Here is an 18,456-nt window from a genome sequence, read left to right on the forward strand (position 1 = left end):
GAAGATCACCGTTTGCTTTTGATGATGGTGCCAAGGCCTTGCAGGTAGGCCACCAGTGCGTCCATTTCGGTCTTGCCCTTCACGGCAGCGGCTGCACCGGCGATGTCTTCATCGGTGTAGGGCACGCCCAGGGTGCGCAAGACTTCGAGTTTCTTGGCGGTGTCCTTGCCGTCGAGCTTGTTTTCCACGAGGAACGGGTACGCCGGCATTTTCGACTCAGGCACCACGTTGCGCGGGTTGTACAAGTGCGCACGCTGCCAGTCATCGGAGTAGCGCCCACCGACACGGGCCAGGTCCGGGCCGGTCCGTTTGGAGCCCCACAGGAACGGGTGGTCCCAGACGCTTTCCCCGGCAACCGAGTAGTGGCCGTAGCGTTCGGTTTCGGCACGGAACGGACGGATCATCTGCGAGTGGCAACCTACACAGCCGTTGGCGATGAACACGTCACGGCCTTCAACTTCAAGCGCTGGGCGAGGCTTCATGCCTTCTACGGGTTTGTTGGTCACGTCCTGGAAAAACAGCGGAACGATCTGGGTCAGGCCGCCGATGCTCACGGCGATGACCATGAAGAAGGCCAGCAGGCCGATATTCTTCTCGACTACTTCATGCTTCATCAGTGAGCTCCCACAACAGCGATCTTGGCGGCGGCTTCGGCTTCTGCCGGGTCGGCGGCACGCACGGTGCGCCAGACGTTGTAGGCCATGAACAGCATGCCGCTGGCAAAGAACGCACCACCGATGGCGCGGACGATGTAGCCCGGGTGGCTGGCTTGCAGCGCTTCGACGAAGGAGTAGGTGAGGGTGCCGTCATCGTTGATGGCGCGCCACATCAGGCCTTGGGTGATGCCGTTGACCCACATCGACGCGATGTAGAGCACGGTGCCGATGGTGGCCAGCCAGAAGTGCGCGTTGATCAGGCCAACGCTGTGCATCTGTGGGCGGCCGAACAGTTTGGGGATCATGTGGTACAGGGCGCCGATGGAGATCATCGCCACCCAGCCGAGCGCGCCGGCGTGTACATGGCCAATGGTCCAGTCGGTGTAGTGGGACAGCGAGTTGACCGTCTTGATGGCCATCATCGGCCCTTCGAAGGTCGACATGCCGTAGAACGCCAGCGACACCACCAGAAAACGCAGGATCGGGTCGGTGCGCAGCTTATGCCAGGCGCCCGACAGGGTCATCATGCCGTTGATCATGCCGCCCCAGCTTGGGGCCAGCAGGATGATCGACATCGCCATGCCTAGCGATTGCGCCCAATCCGGCAGCGCGGTGTAGTGCAGGTGGTGGGGACCGGCCCAGATGTACAGGGTGATCAGCGCCCAGAAGTGCACGATGGACAGGCGATACGAGTAGATCGGGCGTTCGGCCTGCTTGGGCACGAAGTAGTACATCATCCCCAGGAAGCCGGTGGTGAGGAAGAACCCCACGGCGTTGTGGCCGTACCACCACTGGATCATCGCATCGGTCGCCCCGGCATAGGCCGAGTAGGACTTGAACCAACTCACCGGCAGGGAAGCGTGGTTGACGATGTGCAGCATCGCCGTCACCAGGATGAACGCACCGTAGAACCAGTTACCGACATAGATGTGCTTGGTTTTGCGCTTGACGATGGTGCCGAAGAACACCAGGGCGTAGGTCACCCAGACGATGGCGAGCAAAATCGCGATCGGCCATTCCAGCTCGGCGTATTCCTTGGTGGTGGTGTAGCCCAGCGGCAGGGTGATGATGGCGCCGAGGATTACGGCTTGCCAGCCCCAGAAGGTGAAGGCGGCGAGGCCATCGGAGATCAGTCGCGTCTGGCAGGTTCGCTGCACGACATAGTAGGAAGTGGCAAATAACGCACAACCACCGAAGGCGAAAATCACCAGGTTGGTGTGCAGCGGGCGCAGGCGGCCGAAGGTCGTCCAGGGCAAACCGAAATTCAATTCCGGCCACACCAGTTGCGAGGCGATAAACACCCCGAGCCCCATGCCAAGGATCCCCCAGACCACCGTCATGATGGCGAACTGGCGGACGACCTTATAGTTATAAGCAGTCGGACTGATTGCTGTGCTCATTCTAAGGTTCCACGGTTTAGGTTTTTTTATAGGTAAAATCGGCCGCAAGTATGTAGAAAGCGAGGGGCCATTGCAACGCAATGACTGACCTGTATCAATGCGTTCCGAGCCAGATTCTGCGCCCTTTCCATGTTTTACGTAGGGACAAAATCGGAAATGGAAAGCTGATCGAGTGGACAGGAATTTTCAGGGGCGCAACGAATACCGTCGCGTAGGCCAGGATTGGTCCACTGTGGGAACAAGCGTAGACCCGAAAGTGAGGAGGGGAAAGTTGGACTTCGCAGGTGTGTGACGAAGGGCCGCAGGGGAGCAGCTGCAAGCGGCAAGTTGCAAGCCGCAAGAAAAAGCAGCTGCAAGATCAGAGTTGGGAGCTCTGCTCTTGCAGCTTGTAGCTCAAAACTGGCAGCTCATCTGCTGCTACTGATGCGAAAGGCTATACACATAGGCCGCCAGCAGGTGCACCTTGTCATTGCCTTGCAGTACATCCTGCGCCGGCATCTGCCCTTGGCGACCATGGCGGATGGTCTGCTGCAACTGGGCCAGGCTGGTGCCGTAGATGAAGCCGGCAGGCTCGGTCAGGTTCGGCGCGCCCATGGGCTCCATGCCGTGGCCTTGTGGGCCGTGGCACGCCACGCAGGTGGTGTTGAACGCGGCTTGGCCGGCTACCAGGTCGGCCGTGTTGTCAGCCGGCAATGGCAGCTTGGCCAAGTCATGACGCACATAGGCGGCGACGTTCTTAACGCCGTCCTCACCGAGGATTTCACCCCAGGCCGGCATTGCCGCATGGCGCCCGCTCATGATCGTGGCCTTGATCGCCTCAGCCGAGCCGCCCCAGCGCCAGAGGTTGTCCGCCAGATTCGGGAAACCATACGCGCCCTTGGCATCCGAGCCGTGGCACACCGCGCAGTTGGAGGCGAACAGGCGCCCACCCATTTTCAGCGCCTGCGGGTCTTTGGCCACTTCTTCCACCGGCATGGCCGAGAATTTGGCGAAGATCGGCCCGAACTTGGCATCAGCCTTGGCCATTTCCTTGTCCCATTCCTTGGTCTGGGTCCAGCCGTCTTCATAGCCCGGCAACACGCCTTTCCAGTTGCCCAGGCCCGGGTAGAGGATCAGGTAGCCGACGGCAAACACCAGGGTGCCGGCGAACAGCATGAACCACCACTGGGGCAGCGGGTTGTCGTATTCCTCGATACCGTCGAAGGCGTGGCCCATGGTCTGGTCCACGCTGCCTTTGGTCTCGCCCTTGCGGGTGCCGATCAGTAGCCAAGTCAGGCCGATCAGGCTGCCGAGGGTCAGTACGCAGATCCATGTACTCCAGAAGGTAGTCATGGGCGGGTGCTCCTTGTTGCAGGCTCTTCTTGAGCGTCGGATGGAGAAGGTTCATCGGCAAACGGCAGCAGGCGGGCCTGCTCGAAGTCCGCATTGCGCCGGTTGTTGAACACCCACAGCGACAGGCCGATAAAGGCGATGGCGACCACCAGCGTGCCAAGGCCGCGGATGGTGCCCGCATCGAATTCAAATCCCATGGCTCACCTCTTGCTCTTGATGGCAGTGCCGAGCACTTGCAGGTACGAAACCAGCGCGTCCATCTCGGTCTTGCCCTTGAGGCTCGCGACGGCGCCACTGATGTCGTCGTCGGTGTACGGCACGCCGAGGGTGCGCATCACCTTCAACTTGGTCTCGGTGTGGCTGCTGTCGACCGGGGCCGTGACCAGCCATGGGTAGGCTGGCATTTTCGACTCCGGCACCACGTTGCGCGGGTTGTACAAGTGCGCGCGGTGCCAGTCGTCCGAGTAACGTGCGCCAACGCGTGCCAGGTCCGGTCCGGTGCGCTTGGAACCCCACAGGAACGGGTGGTCCCACACGCTTTCGCCGGCGACCGAGTAGTGGCCGTAGCGTTCGGTTTCGGCGCGGAACGGGCGGATCATCTGCGAGTGGCACTGCACACAGCCTTCGCGGATGTAGATGTCGCGGCCTTCAAGCTGCAGCGCGGTGTAGGGCTTCATGCCTTCCACCGGTTTGTTGGTGACGTCCTGGAAGAACAGCGGGACGATCTGGGTCAGGCCGCCGATGCTCACGGCAAGCACCATGAGCAGCATCAACAGGCCGACGTTCTTTTCAATCGTTTCGTGTTTCATCATCGACTCCTCAGGCCAACTGCGCAGTGGTAGTGGCTTCGACAGGTTGCGCCGAACGCACGGTGCGCCAGGTGTTGTAAGCCATCAGCAACATGCCGCTGAGGAAGATCGCACCGCCCACCAGCCGCACGATGAAGCCAGGGTGGCTGGCCACCAGGGTTTCGACGAAGGAGTAGGTCAAGGTGCCGTCTTCGTTGACCGCACGCCACATCAGGCCCTGGGCGATGCCGTTGACCCACATCGAAGCGATGTAGAGCACGGTGCCGATGGTGGCCAGCCAGAAGTGCGCGTTGATCAGGCCGAGGCTGTACATCTGCTCGCGGCCAAAGACTTTCGGGATCATGTGGTACAGCGCGCCGATGGAAATCATCGCTACCCAACCCAGCGCCCCGGCGTGTACGTGGCCGATGGTCCAGTCGGTGTAGTGGGAAAGGGCGTTGACCGTCTTGATGGCCATCATCGGCCCTTCGAAGGTCGACATGCCGTAGAAGGCCAGGGAGACCACGAGGAAGCGCAGAATCGGGTCGCTGCGCAACTTATGCCAGGCGCCCGAGAGGGTCATCATGCCGTTGATCATGCCGCCCCAGCTGGGTGCCAGCAGTACCAGTGACATCACCATGCCCAGCGACTGTGCCCAGTCCGGCAGCGCGGTGTAGTGCAAGTGGTGGGGGCCGGCCCAGATGTACAGGGTAATCAGCGCCCAGAAGTGCACGATGGACAAGCGATAGGAATACACCGGACGCTCGGCCTGTTTGGGTACGAAGTAGTACATCATCCCCAGGAAGCCTGCGGTGAGGAAAAAGCCTACCGCGTTATGCCCGTACCACCACTGCACCATCGCATCCGTCGCACCACCATAGGCCGAGTAGGACTTGGTCCAACTCACTGGCAGGGACGCGTGGTTGACGATGTGCAGAATGGCCACGGTGATGATAAACGCACCGAAGAACCAGTTGCCGACATAGATGTGCTTGGTCTTGCGCTTCATCACCGTGCCGAAGAACACCACACCGTAGGCGACCCAGACCACGGCGATAAGAATGGCGATCGGCCATTCCAGCTCGGCGTACTCCTTGGATGTGGTGTAGCCCAGTGGCAGGCTGATAGCGGCCAGCACAATCACAAGTTGCCAGCCCCAGAAGCAGAACGCGGCAATTTTCGGCGCGAACAGCTGGGTTTGGCAGGTGCGTTGCACCGAGTAAAACGAGCTGGCGAACAGTGCGCAGCCACCAAAGGCAAAGATCACCGCGTTGGTGTGCAGCGGGCGCAAACGGCCGAAGCTGGTCCAGGGTAAATCGAAGTTGAGCGCAGGCCATACCAATTGGGCGGCGAGAAAAACCCCGAGCCCCATGCCGACGATGCCCCACACCACCGTCATAATGGCGAATTGGCGGACCACCTTGTAGTTATAGGCGGTACTTAAAGTAGTGTTCATGGTTCCCCATCCACGGTTCAACCCAAGCAAATGCGGCACTTGGGCTGGAGTTATAGGCAGACTAAAAAGCGAGGCAAGCATGGGCAAAGAGCACAAGGCCAGTATTGACGGGGATCAATGGGCGCAGTGTGTACGGGAACATGGCTGGTTGTGGAATGCCGCGACGGGGTCTATCGCGCGTGCGCCGGTGACACTGATCCTGGCCCACGGCGCCGGTGCACCGATGGACTCAGCCTTCATGGGCGACATGGCTGCACGCCTTGCCGGGCATGGTGTGAACGTGTTGCGCTTCGAGTTCCCGTACATGGCTCAACGCCGCGTGGACGGTGGTAAACGCCCGCCGAACCCGGCGCCGAAACTGCTCGAATGCTGGCGCGAGGTGTATGCCGAGGTGCGACGTCATGTCGCTGGGACGCTGGCGGTTGGCGGCAAGTCCATGGGTGGGCGCATGGCCAGTTTGTTGGCCGATGATCTGGGGGCTGACGCGCTGGTGTGTTTGGGTTATCCGTTTTATGCGGTGGGCAAGCCGGAAAAACCTCGAGTCGAACATCTGGCCGGGTTGAAGACGCCGACGTTGATTGTGCAGGGTGAGCGCGATGCGCTGGGTAATCGGGCGGCGGTGGAAGGGTATGCGTTATCGCCGAGCATCGAAGTGATGTGGCTGGTGGCGGGGGATCATGATTTGAAGCCGTTGAAGGCTTCGGGGTTTGGTCATGAGCAGCATTTGGAGGCGGCTGCGGTGAAGGTGGCTGGGTTTTTGGGCGCCTGTTAGGGCCCCATCGCAGGCAAGCCAGCTCCCACATTTTGAATTGTGAATACCTTCAAATGTGGGAGCTGGCTTGCCTGCGATAGCGATTTACCGGTTAAAACGCTCTACCAGCGAATACTGGGTATTGGCGGTGTGCGTCAGCTCCTCACTCAATTGCGCCGAGTTCATCGCCTGTTCCGAGGTCTGGTCCGCCAACAGCGCAATCGTGCTGATGTTACGGCTGATCTCTTCGGCTACTGCGCTTTGCTCTTCGGTCGCGGCTGCAATCTGCGTCGTCATGTCGGTGATATTGGCCACCGCCTCACTGATGCCCACCAACGCCTGATCCGCCTCCATCACCCGCGCCACACCTTCTTCGGCCTGGCGATGCCCGGCGTCCATGGTTTGCACGGCCGCCGCTGCGGTGTGTTGCAGCTTGGCGATCAGCGTATGGATCTGCCCGGTGGACTCCGCAGTGCGCTGCGCCAGTTGGCGAACTTCGTCAGCCACCACCGCAAAACCTCGGCCCATCTCACCGGCGCGGGCCGCTTCGATGGCTGCGTTCAGTGCCAGCAGGTTGGTCTGGTCGGCAATGCCTTTGATCACATCGACCACACCGCCGATTTCATCGCTGTCCTTGGCCAGTTGGGTGACGGTCACACCCGTCTCGCCCACGGCCACCGACAGACGCTGGATCGCCTCGCGGGTTTCCCCGGCGATATCGCGGCCGCGACCGGTCAGGCGATTGGCTTCCTGAGTGGCGTCCGCCGTGCGCTGTACATGGCTGGCGACTTCCTGAGTGGTCGCTGCCATCTGGTTGACCGCCGTGGCTACTTGTTCGGTCTCTACACGCTGGCGTTCCAGGCCGCTGGAGCTGTTATGCGCCAGGGTGTTGGACCGCGCAGCTTGGTCGTTCAGGTGTTCAGCCGTGTCTTGCAAGCGTGTAAGACAGGTCTTCAGCCGCGCTTCCTGGCTGAGAATCGACATCTCCAGCCGCGCCTGCGCGCCTCGGCTGTCGGTGTACATCTGCGCGATCAACGGGTCGGAGGTGGTCTGCTCGGCCAAACGCAGCAAACGCTTGAGGCCGCGCTGCTGCCAGCTCAGCCCCAATAGACCCAGTGGCACCGACAAGCCTGCCGCCAGGGCAAAACCCCAGTGGGAATTGAGCGATGCACCGATCATGAAACTCAGCTGGCTGACCAGGATAAACGGCAGCCAGTCCTGCAACACCGGCAGCCACTTGTCGCGCTGCGGCACGGCGGACTTGCCCTGGTTGATGCGTTGATAGAGCGCTTCGGCCCGGCGGATCTGCTCGGCGGTGGGCTTGATGCGCACCGATTCGTAGCCGATCACCTGGTTGCCGTCGAAGACTGGCGTCACATAGGCGTTAACCCAGTAGTGATCACCCGTCTTGCAGCGGTTCTTGACGATGCCCATCCATGGCAAGCCTTGTTTGAGCGTGGACCACATGTGCGCGAACACAGCCGACGGAACATCCGGGTGACGCACCAGGTTGTGCGGCGCTCGGACCAGTTCGTCGCGGGTGAACCCACTGATTTCGACGAAAGCGTCGTTGCAGTAGGTGATCACACCTTTGGCGTCTGTGGTGGAGATCAACCGTTGCTGAGCGGGGAAGGTACGTTCGCGCTGGGTAACGGGTTGGTTATTACGCATGGTTGTTCAATCCGCAAGGCTTTCAGGGGTTATCGGCGGTTGTGCGTATTTGTTGAGGGAAATTTCCGATGAACAGTGTAGTCGGGGCTACAGGCTGAAAACCGACAGCTGTTGCGAAGGCTCTAGATCAGGGCTGCGTGTTTTTACAAAGCCTTTTATGAATGTGTGTGGTGGTGTGGGGTTTTAAAAGTGACATGTTCTGGGCGCGCGGGCACTGCGGAATGATCAAAAAGGCTTCTGCGTGTAGGAATATTCCCTGTTTTTCTAGACATAAATGACCATTTAATTGAGAATGATCGGGTTATTCTGTAAGAAAAATACCATATTTCATCCCCCAGACGCTTCGGCGATTTGACTCTTCTATAGCTGAAAGACTCTACGTCACTTTGTATTCGAATCTGCCGCATCGGAGGGGGCGAGAGCGGCAGTCGAAATGAGGTGGCAGTACGTAAAGGAGTACAATGTGACACTTGTTCCAGTCATTATCTGCGGCGGTGCAGGCAGCCGCCTGTGGCCTGTCTCACGTTCAGCACATCCTAAGCCGTTTATCGAACTGCCGGACGGCGGCAATCTGATTCGCAAAACCTACGGCCGGGCGTTGGCTCTTGGTGCGGTCAGCGAAGTACTGACAATCACTAATCGTGACCTCTATTTCAAAACGCTCGACGAATACGGCGCGCAAGCCCCCCAATTCACGAATCTCAGTTTTGTTCTTGAGCCGTTCGGGCGTAATACCGCCGCCGCCGTTGCCTTGGCAGCTCAAGAAGTTGCTCGGACTCATGGGCCTGATGCCATCATGCTGGTGCTGCCCGCTGATCACTTGATCGATAATCAAGCGGCGTTCGCAGAAGCGGTTGCGGCTGCGACCGAGCTGGCCAAAGCTGGTTTGCTGGTGACTTTCGGCGTCAAGCCGGAGTACCCGGAAACCGGTTACGGCTATATCCAAAAAGACAACGACAGCCCGGTTGGCAGCGGTTTCAAGGTCAAGCGTTTTGTTGAGAAGCCGGACCTGGAAACAGCTCAAGGCTATTTGGCGTCAGGCGAGTATTTCTGGAATTCCGGCATGTTCTGTTTCCGCGCCGGCACGTTGATCGAAGAAATGGCGTTGTGCGCACCGGATGTGTCCAGTGCCGTTGACCTGTGCCTGGCCGGTTCCGGCACGATGACAGGTAGCAGCCATCGCAGCCTGCACCTGGAGCCTGAAAGTTTTGCCAAGGTTCCCGATATTTCCATCGACTTCGCCCTGATGGAGCGCTCCAGCAAAGTCGCCACTGTCCCATGCGACATTGGCTGGAGTGATATCGGTTCCTGGAACGCCATGAGCGAGTTGTCGCCGGCAGATGAGCAGGGCAACCGCGTTGAAGGCGAGGCGATTTTTCACGGCGCCAACAACAACTATGTGCGTAGCCCGCGTCGCTTGACCGCCTTGGTTGGGGTTGAGGATCTGATCATCGTCGATACGCCGGATGCTCTGCTGGTCGCCCATAAAGATCATGCACAAGACATCAAAGCGATCACGGCTCAGTTGAAGAAAAATGGTCATGGCGCACACCTTGATCACACTACGGTCCGTCGCCCATGGGGCGCTTACACGACCTTGGAAGAAGATCAGCGCTTCAAAATCAAACGAATCGTGGTTAAGCCTCAGGCATCGCTTTCGCTGCAAATGCACCATCATCGCAGTGAGCACTGGATTGTAGTGAGCGGCATGGCGCGCGTGGTTAACAACGATCGCGAGTTTTTGCTCAACACAAATGAATCAACCTTCATTCCCGCTGGTCATACACACCGCCTGGAGAACCCAGGGGTTATCGATCTGGTGTTGATTGAGGTGCAGAGTGGCGATTATTTGGGTGAGGACGATATCGTTCGGTTTGAAGATATCTACGGTCGGGTCGCTGGCTGAGCAGACGCCGGAAGAGATACGGCTGGTGGTTGGTGAGTTGCACTCCTAATGCTTGAAGCATGAGGGTGCGGAGCCGGTGATAGGTGTTGCAGCAGTTCAGGCGTACGCTTGACCTTTTTTTCAGGAGTCAGTGATGTTGGGGTTGTTTAGAAGCCTTTGGGAATACCGTGGCTTCGTCTGGTCGTCCATTCGTAATGAATTCGTTGCCCGTTTTGCCCGGAGTCGATTGGGTGGGTTGTGGATGATTATTAACCCGCTGGCGCAGGTTGCGATTTATGCGCTGGTGCTCTCCAACGTGCTGGCGGCGAAGTTGCCGGGTATTGATAATAAATATGCCTATGCGCTTTATCTGATGGCCGGCGTTCTGGCCTGGAGCCTGTTTTCTGAAATCATCGGTCGTTGCCTGACGCTATTCATCGATCAGGGAAACCTGATGAAGAAAATGCGCTTTCCGCGCATCACCTTGCCGGTGATTACGGTGGGTTCCTGCTTGCTCAACTACGGGCTGCTCTTCGTTGCATTGTTATTGGTTTTTGCGCTCCTCGGTCAGTCACTGAGCGTGCAAATTCTGTGGGTCATACCTCTGACGGTCGTCGTCACTGCCTTAGCGGTGGGCATTGGCCTGGTGCTTGGCATATTGAATGTATTTGTACGCGACACGGGCCAAGTTGTGCCTATTGTCCTGCAGGCCTGGTTCTGGTTTACCCCGATCGTTTACCCGGACAACATCATACCCGACGATTTCAAAGGCTTGATGGACTACAACCCCATGTACCCCGTTGTCACTGCTTACCATGACGCGCTGGTACATGCGCGGATGCCGAACCTCGATGGGCTGATAGTTCCCACGGTTATTGCGATCGTGTTGATGTTGTTAGGCTTGATGATGTTCAGGCGTGCTGCGCCAGAAATGGTGGACGTGCTATGAGCCTTTTAAGTGTCAGCAACCTGGGCAAGGCTTACCGCGTATATGCCTCAGAGTTTCAGCGTATCGGTCGTTGGTTTGGATTGCCAATAAAACCCAGTGAAGAGCACTGGGTGATGCGCGGGGTGAATTTTACAATACGCCCTGGCGAGTCTATTGGAATTGTGGGCCAGAATGGTGCTGGTAAATCGACGTTGCTCAAAATGATCACCGGCACACTGCAACCCACCGAGGGCGGCGTGCAGATCAATGGGCGTATCGCTGCCATTTTGGAGTTAGGCATGGGGTTCACCCCGGAACTGAGTGGACGCCAAAACGTATACCACTCAGCAGGTCTCATGGGGTTTAGCGCAGTTGAGATCGAGGAGGCGATGCCAGATATCGAGGCCTTCGCTGAAATCGGCGAGTACTTTGATGAGCCAGTGAGAACCTATTCCAGCGGCATGCAAATGCGCGTTGCTTTCGCCGTAGCGACAGCGTTCAAACCCGATCTTCTCATCGTCGACGAAGCCCTTTCTGTCGGCGACAGTTACTTTCAAGCCAAGTGTTTCAAGCGCATCAAGCAATATCGCGATGAGGGCATGACCCTGATTCTGGTCTCCCACAGCGCTGATGACATTGTTCGTCATTGTGAACGAGCTATCTTGTTGAAGAATGGCCACGTCGAGCTTGACGGCCCTTCTCGGGATGTCACTAACCGTTATCTGGATGAGCTGTTTGGCAAGAAAAGAGGCGCAGGACACCAAACCGATGTCGCCAGCCCAGGCCTCGTTCAGGAAGACTTCCTGAACACCAGCGATGTGTTTGCCAGCCGTGGTGGGTACAACCCATCTGAATACCGATGGGGACATGGCGGTGCTTCGATTCTGGATTATTTGCTGATCGTTGACGGTGAGCGTTTTCCGTCACGTATCGAAAGTAATTCCAATGGTGATTTTTATTTCAAGGTCAAGTTTGATGCGGACTTTGAAAGTGTCGTGCCCGGGTTTTTGATCAAGACGCTGGACGGTATCTTCTTGTACGGAACTAACTCCTTTGTATCAAGCCGTGGTCAGGCTGTCATTTCAGTGAAGGCCGGCGACATCAGGATGTTTAAGTTTTCTCTCCCACTTAATTTAAATGCCGGAGACTTTCTGGTGTCGTTTGGTGTGTCGTCCGGTGACCCGCTGGCAGGCGATCTAATACCGTTGGATCGACGTTATGATTCGGTGATGTTGAAAATCAGCAGGGCTGTTCAGTTTTGGGGAATTTCTGATATGGGCGCAACGTTCAGTGTTGAGTATCAGGATGCTTTAGGCTTTGAGGTTGTTGTAAATGATTGAACAATTGGTAGCCGATTTACCTGAAGTTTATCAGCCGATCTTTGGCCATTCAGACCTTTCTGACCATGTGTCACGGCCGTGCGCAGACAGGCTGGACGTTATCGTTGGCATTTATGAGGCGCTGCAAGCCCATCTCGGCCGCCCCCTTAAAGTGCTGGACTTGGGCTGTGCCCAAGGCTACTTCAGTCTTAGCCTTGCCAGCCGAGGCGCGTCGGTTCGTGGGGTGGACTTTCTAGATAAGAATGTCGCCGTATGTTCAGCGCTTTCAGACGAGCATTCTGAACTGGACGCCGTTTTTGAAGTAGGACGTGTTGAAGACGTTATTGACCGTCTGGAGCCTGGTCAATACGACCTTGTGTTGGGGCTGAGTGTTTTTCATCACGTCATTTATGAGCGTGGTATTGACGAGGTCAAACGGCTTTTTCAGCGTGCTGCTGAGATGTGCGGTGCGCTGATTCTTGAGATTGCATTGCGAGAAGGCGACTTATATTGGGCGACTTCCCAGCCTGAAGACCCTACGGTGTTGTTGGAATCTGTTCATTGTGTTCGTGAAATGGGTCGCTGTCAGACACACTTGACCAGTGTGCAGCGCCCTTTATATTTCGCCAGTAACCATTATTGGACCGTGGAAGGTAAAGCTGGAAAGTTTGATACGTGGAGCACCGAGTCCCACGCGTTAGCAAAAAATACGCATGAGGGCACACGTCGTTATTTTTTTTGCGAACGAGAAGTCGTCAAACTGTATCGGTTCATCGGAGCGCGTGCAGAGCACAACCGTGTCGAGTTTCATCGCGAAAAAGCATTCTTGACCAACGCACCGTCGGAGTACCCGGTTGCTGAGTTCTTTGCAAGTTCTGAAAGTGAAAGCGAAGGCTGGGTGGTCATGCAAAGGTTCCAGGGCGACCTTTTGCTCGATGTCTTGAATGATCCGTCCTTAGACCGAAAGAAGGTACTCAGAGAAGTATTGGATCAATTGACAGAGCTTGAGATTGTAGGGCTGTATCACAGTGATTTTCGTGCTTGGAATATCGTCGTCACACCGGATTCAGGTGCACGGGTTATAGACTATGGTGCGATATCTGAAGATTTCAAAGACTGTGTCTGGCCTCATAATATTTATTTGTCCTTTATGGTCTTTGTACATGAGTTGGCAACGGGGCACGTTGTTGATCCGTCGCCTATCCGGCAAATCACTATCGCACCATTTAACTTGCCACAGCCTTTTCGTAGCTGGGCAACGGGATTGTGGGCAGTGCCGGTGCAGCAATGGAGCTTCCGACTCATGCTTGAGCATCTGGACGCTTTGAATGAGGCGTCCGCTGATGGTAGTGCAGAAAAGACAGAAGATCTTTGGATGCAAGCGATTGAAGAAGCGCTTGGTCAGCACAGTGGCTATATAAAAAACTTAGATGGCAAATTGCTAGGGAATAGTTACGAAATGGAAGCGCAACTTGAAAAAGTGCGAAGTCGCTTGGAGCAGGTCGCCGAAATCGCTTTTGATGCCCAAGGGGGGGTGAGGGATTTCGAGCGTCGTGCAATCTATAGCGAAACCGTTGCTGAGCAACAACGCCTTCAACTCCAGGAGGCGGGGTTTCGGATTCAATCAGCCGAGCGCCGCAGCCAGGAGACTGAAATAGCATTGCGGGAGAGTATCAATCGCGCAACGCAGGCGGAACTTAAGCGCCTGTCGGCTGAAGCGTTAAATGACGTATTGCGTGATCAAGCCAGGCAGGCAACTAACGAATTGCTGGAGCTTTATAGAGGGCATCAGCAGGTTGCGCTGCAGTACGAAGTGGAGCAACAGCGCCGAATAGCCCTTGAGGATCAGATCAAGGGGCTGGAGCATCGCGCTGGTGAACTGGAGATGGAGCGTGATTCACTGCGTGTGGACGCTGTAGGGGCTCACGCGCAGGTTGAATATCTGGAAGGTCATCCCAGGCATCTCGGTTTGCAGGTGGAGACCCTGACTGAACAGCTTCTGCGTTCGGAAGAGCACAAGCGTCAATTGGAATCGGATCACCAGTCCCATCTCGCGCGCGTATGCGAGCTTGAGGCCCAGATACATGCGCTCAGCCAGCGCCTCGATGTCGCCATGACCGATACTCATCACTGGTGGTTGAAAGCAGTCGCACACGAAGAGCACGTGAACGCATTGCTCAAAAGCACGTCCTGGAAAGTAACTTCGCCGATACGCCTCTGTGTGAGAGCAGGAACTTGGTTGGTCAAGCTTCCCTTTCGTGCCGTAAAATTTGTGGTTCGCTCAGTTTTGATGAAGGCGCTACGTTTCGTACTCCGTCGGCCGGTTGTTCATCAACGGCTTAACAATGCAGTGAAGAAATATCCACGTGTCTGGGGACATTTAAGGCAGTTCGCAGTGCATCGCGGGCTGGTGTCAAGGCGCCCGGAGCAAGTTCCCGAGGGTGTGAAGGTGTCATCTTCAATGCCTGTCGAGGCCCATGTAGGGGCGCTGAGCCCGCGAGTATCCAAGGTTTATTCTGAATTGAAAGCTGTCTTTGAGCGTAAGGATAAACACTGATGCGGATAGTCATTGATCTGCAAGGCGCTCAGTCGGAAAGCCGATTTCGAGGTATTGGCCGCTACTCGCTTTCACTGGCGTTGGCCATCGCCAGGAATGCCGGTGAGCATGAAGTTTGGATCGCGCTTAATGCCCGCATGCAAGAGAGCGTCCAGGACATTCGGGCAGCGTTCTCCGGCTTGATTCCTAAGGATCGAGTGCGCGTATTTGATGTGCCATGTGATTTGAATCCCACACCGTGGATGGCGCGTGCATCCGAAGTAATTAGAGAAGAGTTTTTTTGCTCGTTGGCGCCAGATATCGTTTTAATCAGTAGCATGTTCGAGGGACCATGGGCAGGAGCGGTTACTTCCATCGGTGCCACTGAGAATCGCCACAAAACGGCTGTTATTTTGTATGACTTGATTCCTTTGCTGAATAGGGAGGTCTACCTACCAACAGTCGAATTGCAGGAATACTATTTCCGTAAGATTGACTCGCTGAAAAAGGCTGACGTCCTGTTAGCTATCTCAGGGTCTTCTAGCGAGGAGGCTGTAGAGTATCTTAGTTTTCCACAGGATAACGTGGCGAATATTTCGGCGGCCATTGGTGGACAATTCCATCGACGGGTTTTTTCTGCGGCAGACGCCGTAAGCTTGCTGCGTCGGTTAGGCGTTGAAGATAAGTTTATCCTCTTTGCCCCCGGTGGATTTGATCCGAGAAAAAACTTTTCTCGCCTGTTTGAAGCCTATACCAATCTGAAACGTGAGCTGCGCGACCGGTACCAGTTGGTAATTGCTAGTAAATTGCATGACCAACAAAGAATCGAATTGTTGGATTTGGCTCAAAAATTCGGCCTGAAAGACAGTGAGTTAGTGTTAACCGGGTATGTAGAGGACGAAGACCTTATCGCACTTTATTCTCTTGCCTCAGTGTTCGTATTTCCTTCTACTCATGAGGGCTTCGGGCTTCCAGTTTTGGAGGCTATGGCGTGCGGAGCGCCGGTCATTGGGTCGAATTGCAGTAGCGTCCCTGAAGTTATCGGTTTGGACGAAGCGTTATTTGATCCATTCTCGGTCGTTGAAATCTCAAATAAAATGACTGAAGCGTTGGAGGATGGTGCGTTTCGTGAAAAATTGGTGGCGCACGCGCTTAAGCAGTCTGCTAAATTTTCCTGGGACGAATCTGCTCGCAAGGCAATAGCCGCTCTTGAAGTAACACAGCGCGAGGGTAATGTCTCTAGTTACCAGTACTCACAAACTGAGCTGCTAAATACGCTGGCGCGTCTGCCAAGTTGCACGCCCTCGGAGAATGAGGTGGTACAGGTTGCAAAAAGTATCGCATTCAACTTCTTAGGTCGTGACGCACGTCAGTTGCTGTTGGATGTGTCGAGTATTGTTCACAGTGACGCTAAGTCAGGCATACAACGAGTAGTGAGAAGTTTGCTGCAGGAGTTCCTCAGCTCGCCGCCTGCCTCGGTAATTGTGCGGCCTATTTACTACGAGGCTGGGAACTATTACTATGCGAATAAGTTTGTCGCTAAGCTTTTTTCCGTTGAGGCCGACTCGAATGATGATCAAATCGACTATGCCCAAGGTGATGTATACCTATCGTTGGACTTGAATATGCATTTGGCGGATGAACTCTATCCGCTCCATGCCCAAATGCAGTCTCTGGGTGTGGAAGTTAATTTCATTGTCTATGATTTACTTCTCGTTCATCGTCCGGACTGGTGGCACGCGCCCAATCCGGAGTTTTTCAATAATTGGCTCAATAGAATCACGAGTGTAGCGACCGGTTTGGTTTGCATTTCGGGTGCAGTCGCCAACGAATTGTCGTCGTGGATGTCTACTAATTTAACTGACCGTATCCGCAGTGGCCCCGAGGTGAAGAGCTTCCATTTGGGAGCGGATTTCACTAATAGTGTGCCGTCTAGCGGGTTGCCTGATACTGCTAAGAAAGTCCTTGCGAAGCTAATAGAGCGTCCTAGCCTTTTGATGGTAAGCACGATTGAACCGCGCAAGGGACATGCTCAAACGTTAGCTGCTTTTGAGCAGCTATGGGCGGAGGGGGTTGACTGTAACTTGGTAATCGTGGGTAAGAGGGGCTGGCTGGTTGATTCACTGATTATAATGTTAGAGCATCACCCTGAACGAAACTCAAGACTCTTTTGGTTGGAAGGTGTCAGCGATGAATACTTGGAAAAAGTATACGATTCGTGCACGTGTCTAATCGCCGCGTCAGAGGGAGAGGGCTTCGGCTTGCCATTAATCGAAGCGGCCCAGCATCAGTTGCCGATAATTGCCCGTGATATTCCTGTTTTTCGGGAGGTCGCAGGTGAGCATGCGTTTTATTTTACAGGGCTTGCTCCACACGACCTGGCAGTATCCATAAAGCAATGGATGGCTTTGTTCGACGCCGGGCTGCACCCCTCGTCGGTTCAAATGCCTTGGCTAACTTGGCAACAAAGCGCCAAACAATTAGAGCGCGTGATATTTCAGTGAGCAGGCTTCAGCGGTTTTTTTGTATAAAACGGCCGCCTGACCTCCAATGACTGCAAGAAACTCCATATTTTTGAATTTGGTTTACTGAGGGAGCTACACGTGAAAAAAGCAATTATTACCGGCATCACCGGCCAAGACGGTGCCTACCTTGCTCAGCTCTTGCTGGAAAAAGGCTACACCGTCTACGGCACCTACCGCCGTACTAGCTCGGTCAACTTCTGGCGCATGGATGAACTGGGTGTCGCCCAGCACCCTAACCTGCACTTGGTTGAATACGATCTGACCGACCTGTCCTCTAGCATTCGCCTGCTGCAGACCACCGAAGCCACCGAGGTTTACAACCTGGCGGCCCAGAGCTTCGTGGGAGTGTCCTTCGACCAGCCAGTGACCACCGCTGAAATCACTGGTCTTGGCGCGGTCAACTTGCTGGAAGCCATCCGTATCGTTAACCCGAAAGTGCGCTTCTATCAAGCTTCTACCTCGGAAATGTTCGGCAAGGTTCAAGCGATTCCGCAGATCGAAACCACACCGTTCTACCCACGCAGCCCCTATGGCGTTGCCAAGCTGTACGCGCACTGGATGACCATCAACTACCGTGAGTCCTACGGTATCTTTGGTGCCAGTGGTATCTTGTTCAACCACGAGTCGCCGCTGCGTGGCCGTGAGTTCGTAACCCGCAAGATCACCGACTCCGTGGCCAAGATCACTCAGGGCAAGCTGGACGTCCTTGAGTTGGGCAACATGGACGCCAAGCGCGATTGGGGTTTTGCCAAGGAATACGTTGAAGGTATGTGGCGCATGCTGCAAGCCGATGAGCCGGATACCTTCGTTCTGGCGACCAACCGTACTGAAACCGTACGTGACTTCGTGTCGCTGGCATTTAAGGCAGTTGATATCAACCTCGACTGGAAAGGCGAGGGTGACCAAGAGCACGCTATTGACGCAGCGAGCGGCAAGACTGTGGTTCAGGTCAATCCGAAGTTCTACCGCCCGGCTGAAGTTGAGCTGTTGATTGGCGATCCTGCCAAAGCCAAGGCAGTACTGGGTTGGGAGCCAAAAACCAGCCTGGAAGAGCTGTGCCGAATGATGGTGCAGGAAGACTTGCGCCGTAACGAACAAGGCTTTTCGTTCTAAGGCCCAAAAGCGCAATCACTTGCGTTGTAAGCGGGCGGGTTTGCGTTCGAACCCGCTCCGTCCTACTCATGTTATTTAGGCCAAAGGTGAATTGCG

General features: G+C 55.7%; 14 protein-coding genes. 7 read left to right on the forward strand and 7 right to left on the reverse strand.

The genetic code is table 11. The features are described 5' to 3' along the window. Positions 1 to 5: 5 nt before the first annotated feature. From ccoO (ACQY47_RS22925) to ccoN (ACQY47_RS22950), 6 genes are all read right to left on the reverse strand, one after another. Positions 6 to 614: a cytochrome-c oxidase, cbb3-type subunit II gene (gene ccoO / locus ACQY47_RS22925; RefSeq protein ID WP_053257425.1), complete on the reverse strand. Its 609-nt coding sequence runs from the start codon at positions 612 to 614 to the stop codon at positions 6 to 8. Further along, positions 614 to 2,056, reverse strand: a complete 1,443-nt coding sequence (gene ccoN / locus ACQY47_RS22930) for a cytochrome-c oxidase, cbb3-type subunit I (protein WP_428552155.1) — start codon at positions 2,054 to 2,056, stop codon at positions 614 to 616. Before ccoN (ACQY47_RS22930) ends, ccoO (ACQY47_RS22925) begins: the two co-directional genes overlap by 1 nt. A gap of 417 nt (positions 2,057 to 2,473) precedes the next feature. After that, a complete protein-coding gene (ccoP, locus tag ACQY47_RS22935; protein WP_428552158.1) occupies positions 2,474 to 3,388 on the reverse strand; it encodes a cytochrome-c oxidase, cbb3-type subunit III in 915 nt (304 codons plus the stop codon). Then, entirely contained in the window at positions 3,385 to 3,585 is a 201-nt protein-coding gene (locus ACQY47_RS22940; protein WP_017134814.1) for a cbb3-type cytochrome oxidase subunit 3, read from the reverse strand. Before ACQY47_RS22940 ends, ccoP begins: the two co-directional genes overlap by 4 nt. A gap of 3 nt (positions 3,586 to 3,588) precedes the next feature. Next, positions 3,589 to 4,197, reverse strand: a complete 609-nt coding sequence (gene ccoO, locus ACQY47_RS22945) for a cytochrome-c oxidase, cbb3-type subunit II (protein WP_017134815.1) — start codon at positions 4,195 to 4,197, stop codon at positions 3,589 to 3,591. A 10-nt stretch (positions 4,198 to 4,207) separates the two neighbouring features. Beyond that, complete coding sequence (gene ccoN / locus ACQY47_RS22950; protein ID WP_099548824.1) at positions 4,208 to 5,632, reverse strand: cytochrome-c oxidase, cbb3-type subunit I; 1,425 nt, start codon at positions 5,630 to 5,632, stop codon at positions 4,208 to 4,210. 79 nt (positions 5,633 to 5,711) lie between these two features. Between ccoN (ACQY47_RS22950) and ACQY47_RS22955 the strand changes: the two genes are divergently transcribed. After that, positions 5,712 to 6,404 (forward strand): alpha/beta family hydrolase, encoded by a 693-nt coding sequence (locus ACQY47_RS22955; protein ID WP_428552163.1) that lies wholly within the window; start codon positions 5,712 to 5,714, stop codon positions 6,402 to 6,404. Between the two features lie 84 nt (positions 6,405 to 6,488). On the opposite strand, the gene ACQY47_RS22960 is transcribed toward ACQY47_RS22955, so the two are convergent. Next, positions 6,489 to 8,054, reverse strand: a complete 1,566-nt coding sequence (locus ACQY47_RS22960) for a methyl-accepting chemotaxis protein (protein ID WP_305454847.1) — start codon at positions 8,052 to 8,054, stop codon at positions 6,489 to 6,491. Positions 8,055 to 8,517: 463 nt separating this feature from the next. Here ACQY47_RS22960 and ACQY47_RS22965 point away from each other — a divergent pair, with 463 nt between their 5' ends. The 6 genes from ACQY47_RS22965 to gmd all read left to right on the forward strand — a co-directional run bounded on the left by ACQY47_RS22965 (position 8,518) and on the right by gmd (position 18,360). Further along, positions 8,518 to 9,960 carry a mannose-1-phosphate guanylyltransferase/mannose-6-phosphate isomerase gene (locus tag ACQY47_RS22965; protein WP_428552167.1) on the forward strand — a complete coding sequence of 481 codons (1,443 nt, stop codon included), beginning with the start codon at positions 8,518 to 8,520 and terminating at the stop codon, positions 9,958 to 9,960. A 133-nt stretch (positions 9,961 to 10,093) separates the two neighbouring features. Then, positions 10,094 to 10,888 (forward strand): ABC transporter permease, encoded by a 795-nt coding sequence (locus tag ACQY47_RS22970; RefSeq protein ID WP_428552170.1) that lies wholly within the window; start codon positions 10,094 to 10,096, stop codon positions 10,886 to 10,888. After that, entirely contained in the window at positions 10,885 to 12,207 is a 1,323-nt protein-coding gene (locus tag ACQY47_RS22975) for an ABC transporter ATP-binding protein (RefSeq protein WP_428552173.1), read from the forward strand. Before ACQY47_RS22970 ends, ACQY47_RS22975 begins: the two co-directional genes overlap by 4 nt. Next, a complete protein-coding gene (locus ACQY47_RS22980) occupies positions 12,200 to 14,743 on the forward strand; it encodes a methyltransferase domain-containing protein (protein WP_428552176.1) in 2,544 nt (847 codons plus the stop codon). The genes ACQY47_RS22975 and ACQY47_RS22980 overlap by 8 nt, the downstream gene beginning before the upstream one ends. Continuing rightward, complete coding sequence (locus ACQY47_RS22985) at positions 14,743 to 17,226, forward strand: glycosyltransferase family 4 protein (protein WP_428552179.1); 2,484 nt, start codon at positions 14,743 to 14,745, stop codon at positions 17,224 to 17,226. Before ACQY47_RS22980 ends, ACQY47_RS22985 begins: the two co-directional genes overlap by 1 nt. Before the next feature lie 99 nt (positions 17,227 to 17,325). Continuing rightward, entirely contained in the window at positions 17,326 to 18,360 is a 1,035-nt protein-coding gene (gene gmd, locus ACQY47_RS22990; protein WP_428552182.1) for a GDP-mannose 4,6-dehydratase, read from the forward strand. The last annotated feature ends 96 nt before the right edge of the window (positions 18,361 to 18,456 follow it).

Origin of the sequence: Pseudomonas edaphica, from assembly GCF_965277385.1 — a bacterium.
GTDB lineage: Bacteria > Pseudomonadota > Gammaproteobacteria > Pseudomonadales > Pseudomonadaceae > Aquipseudomonas > Aquipseudomonas edaphica.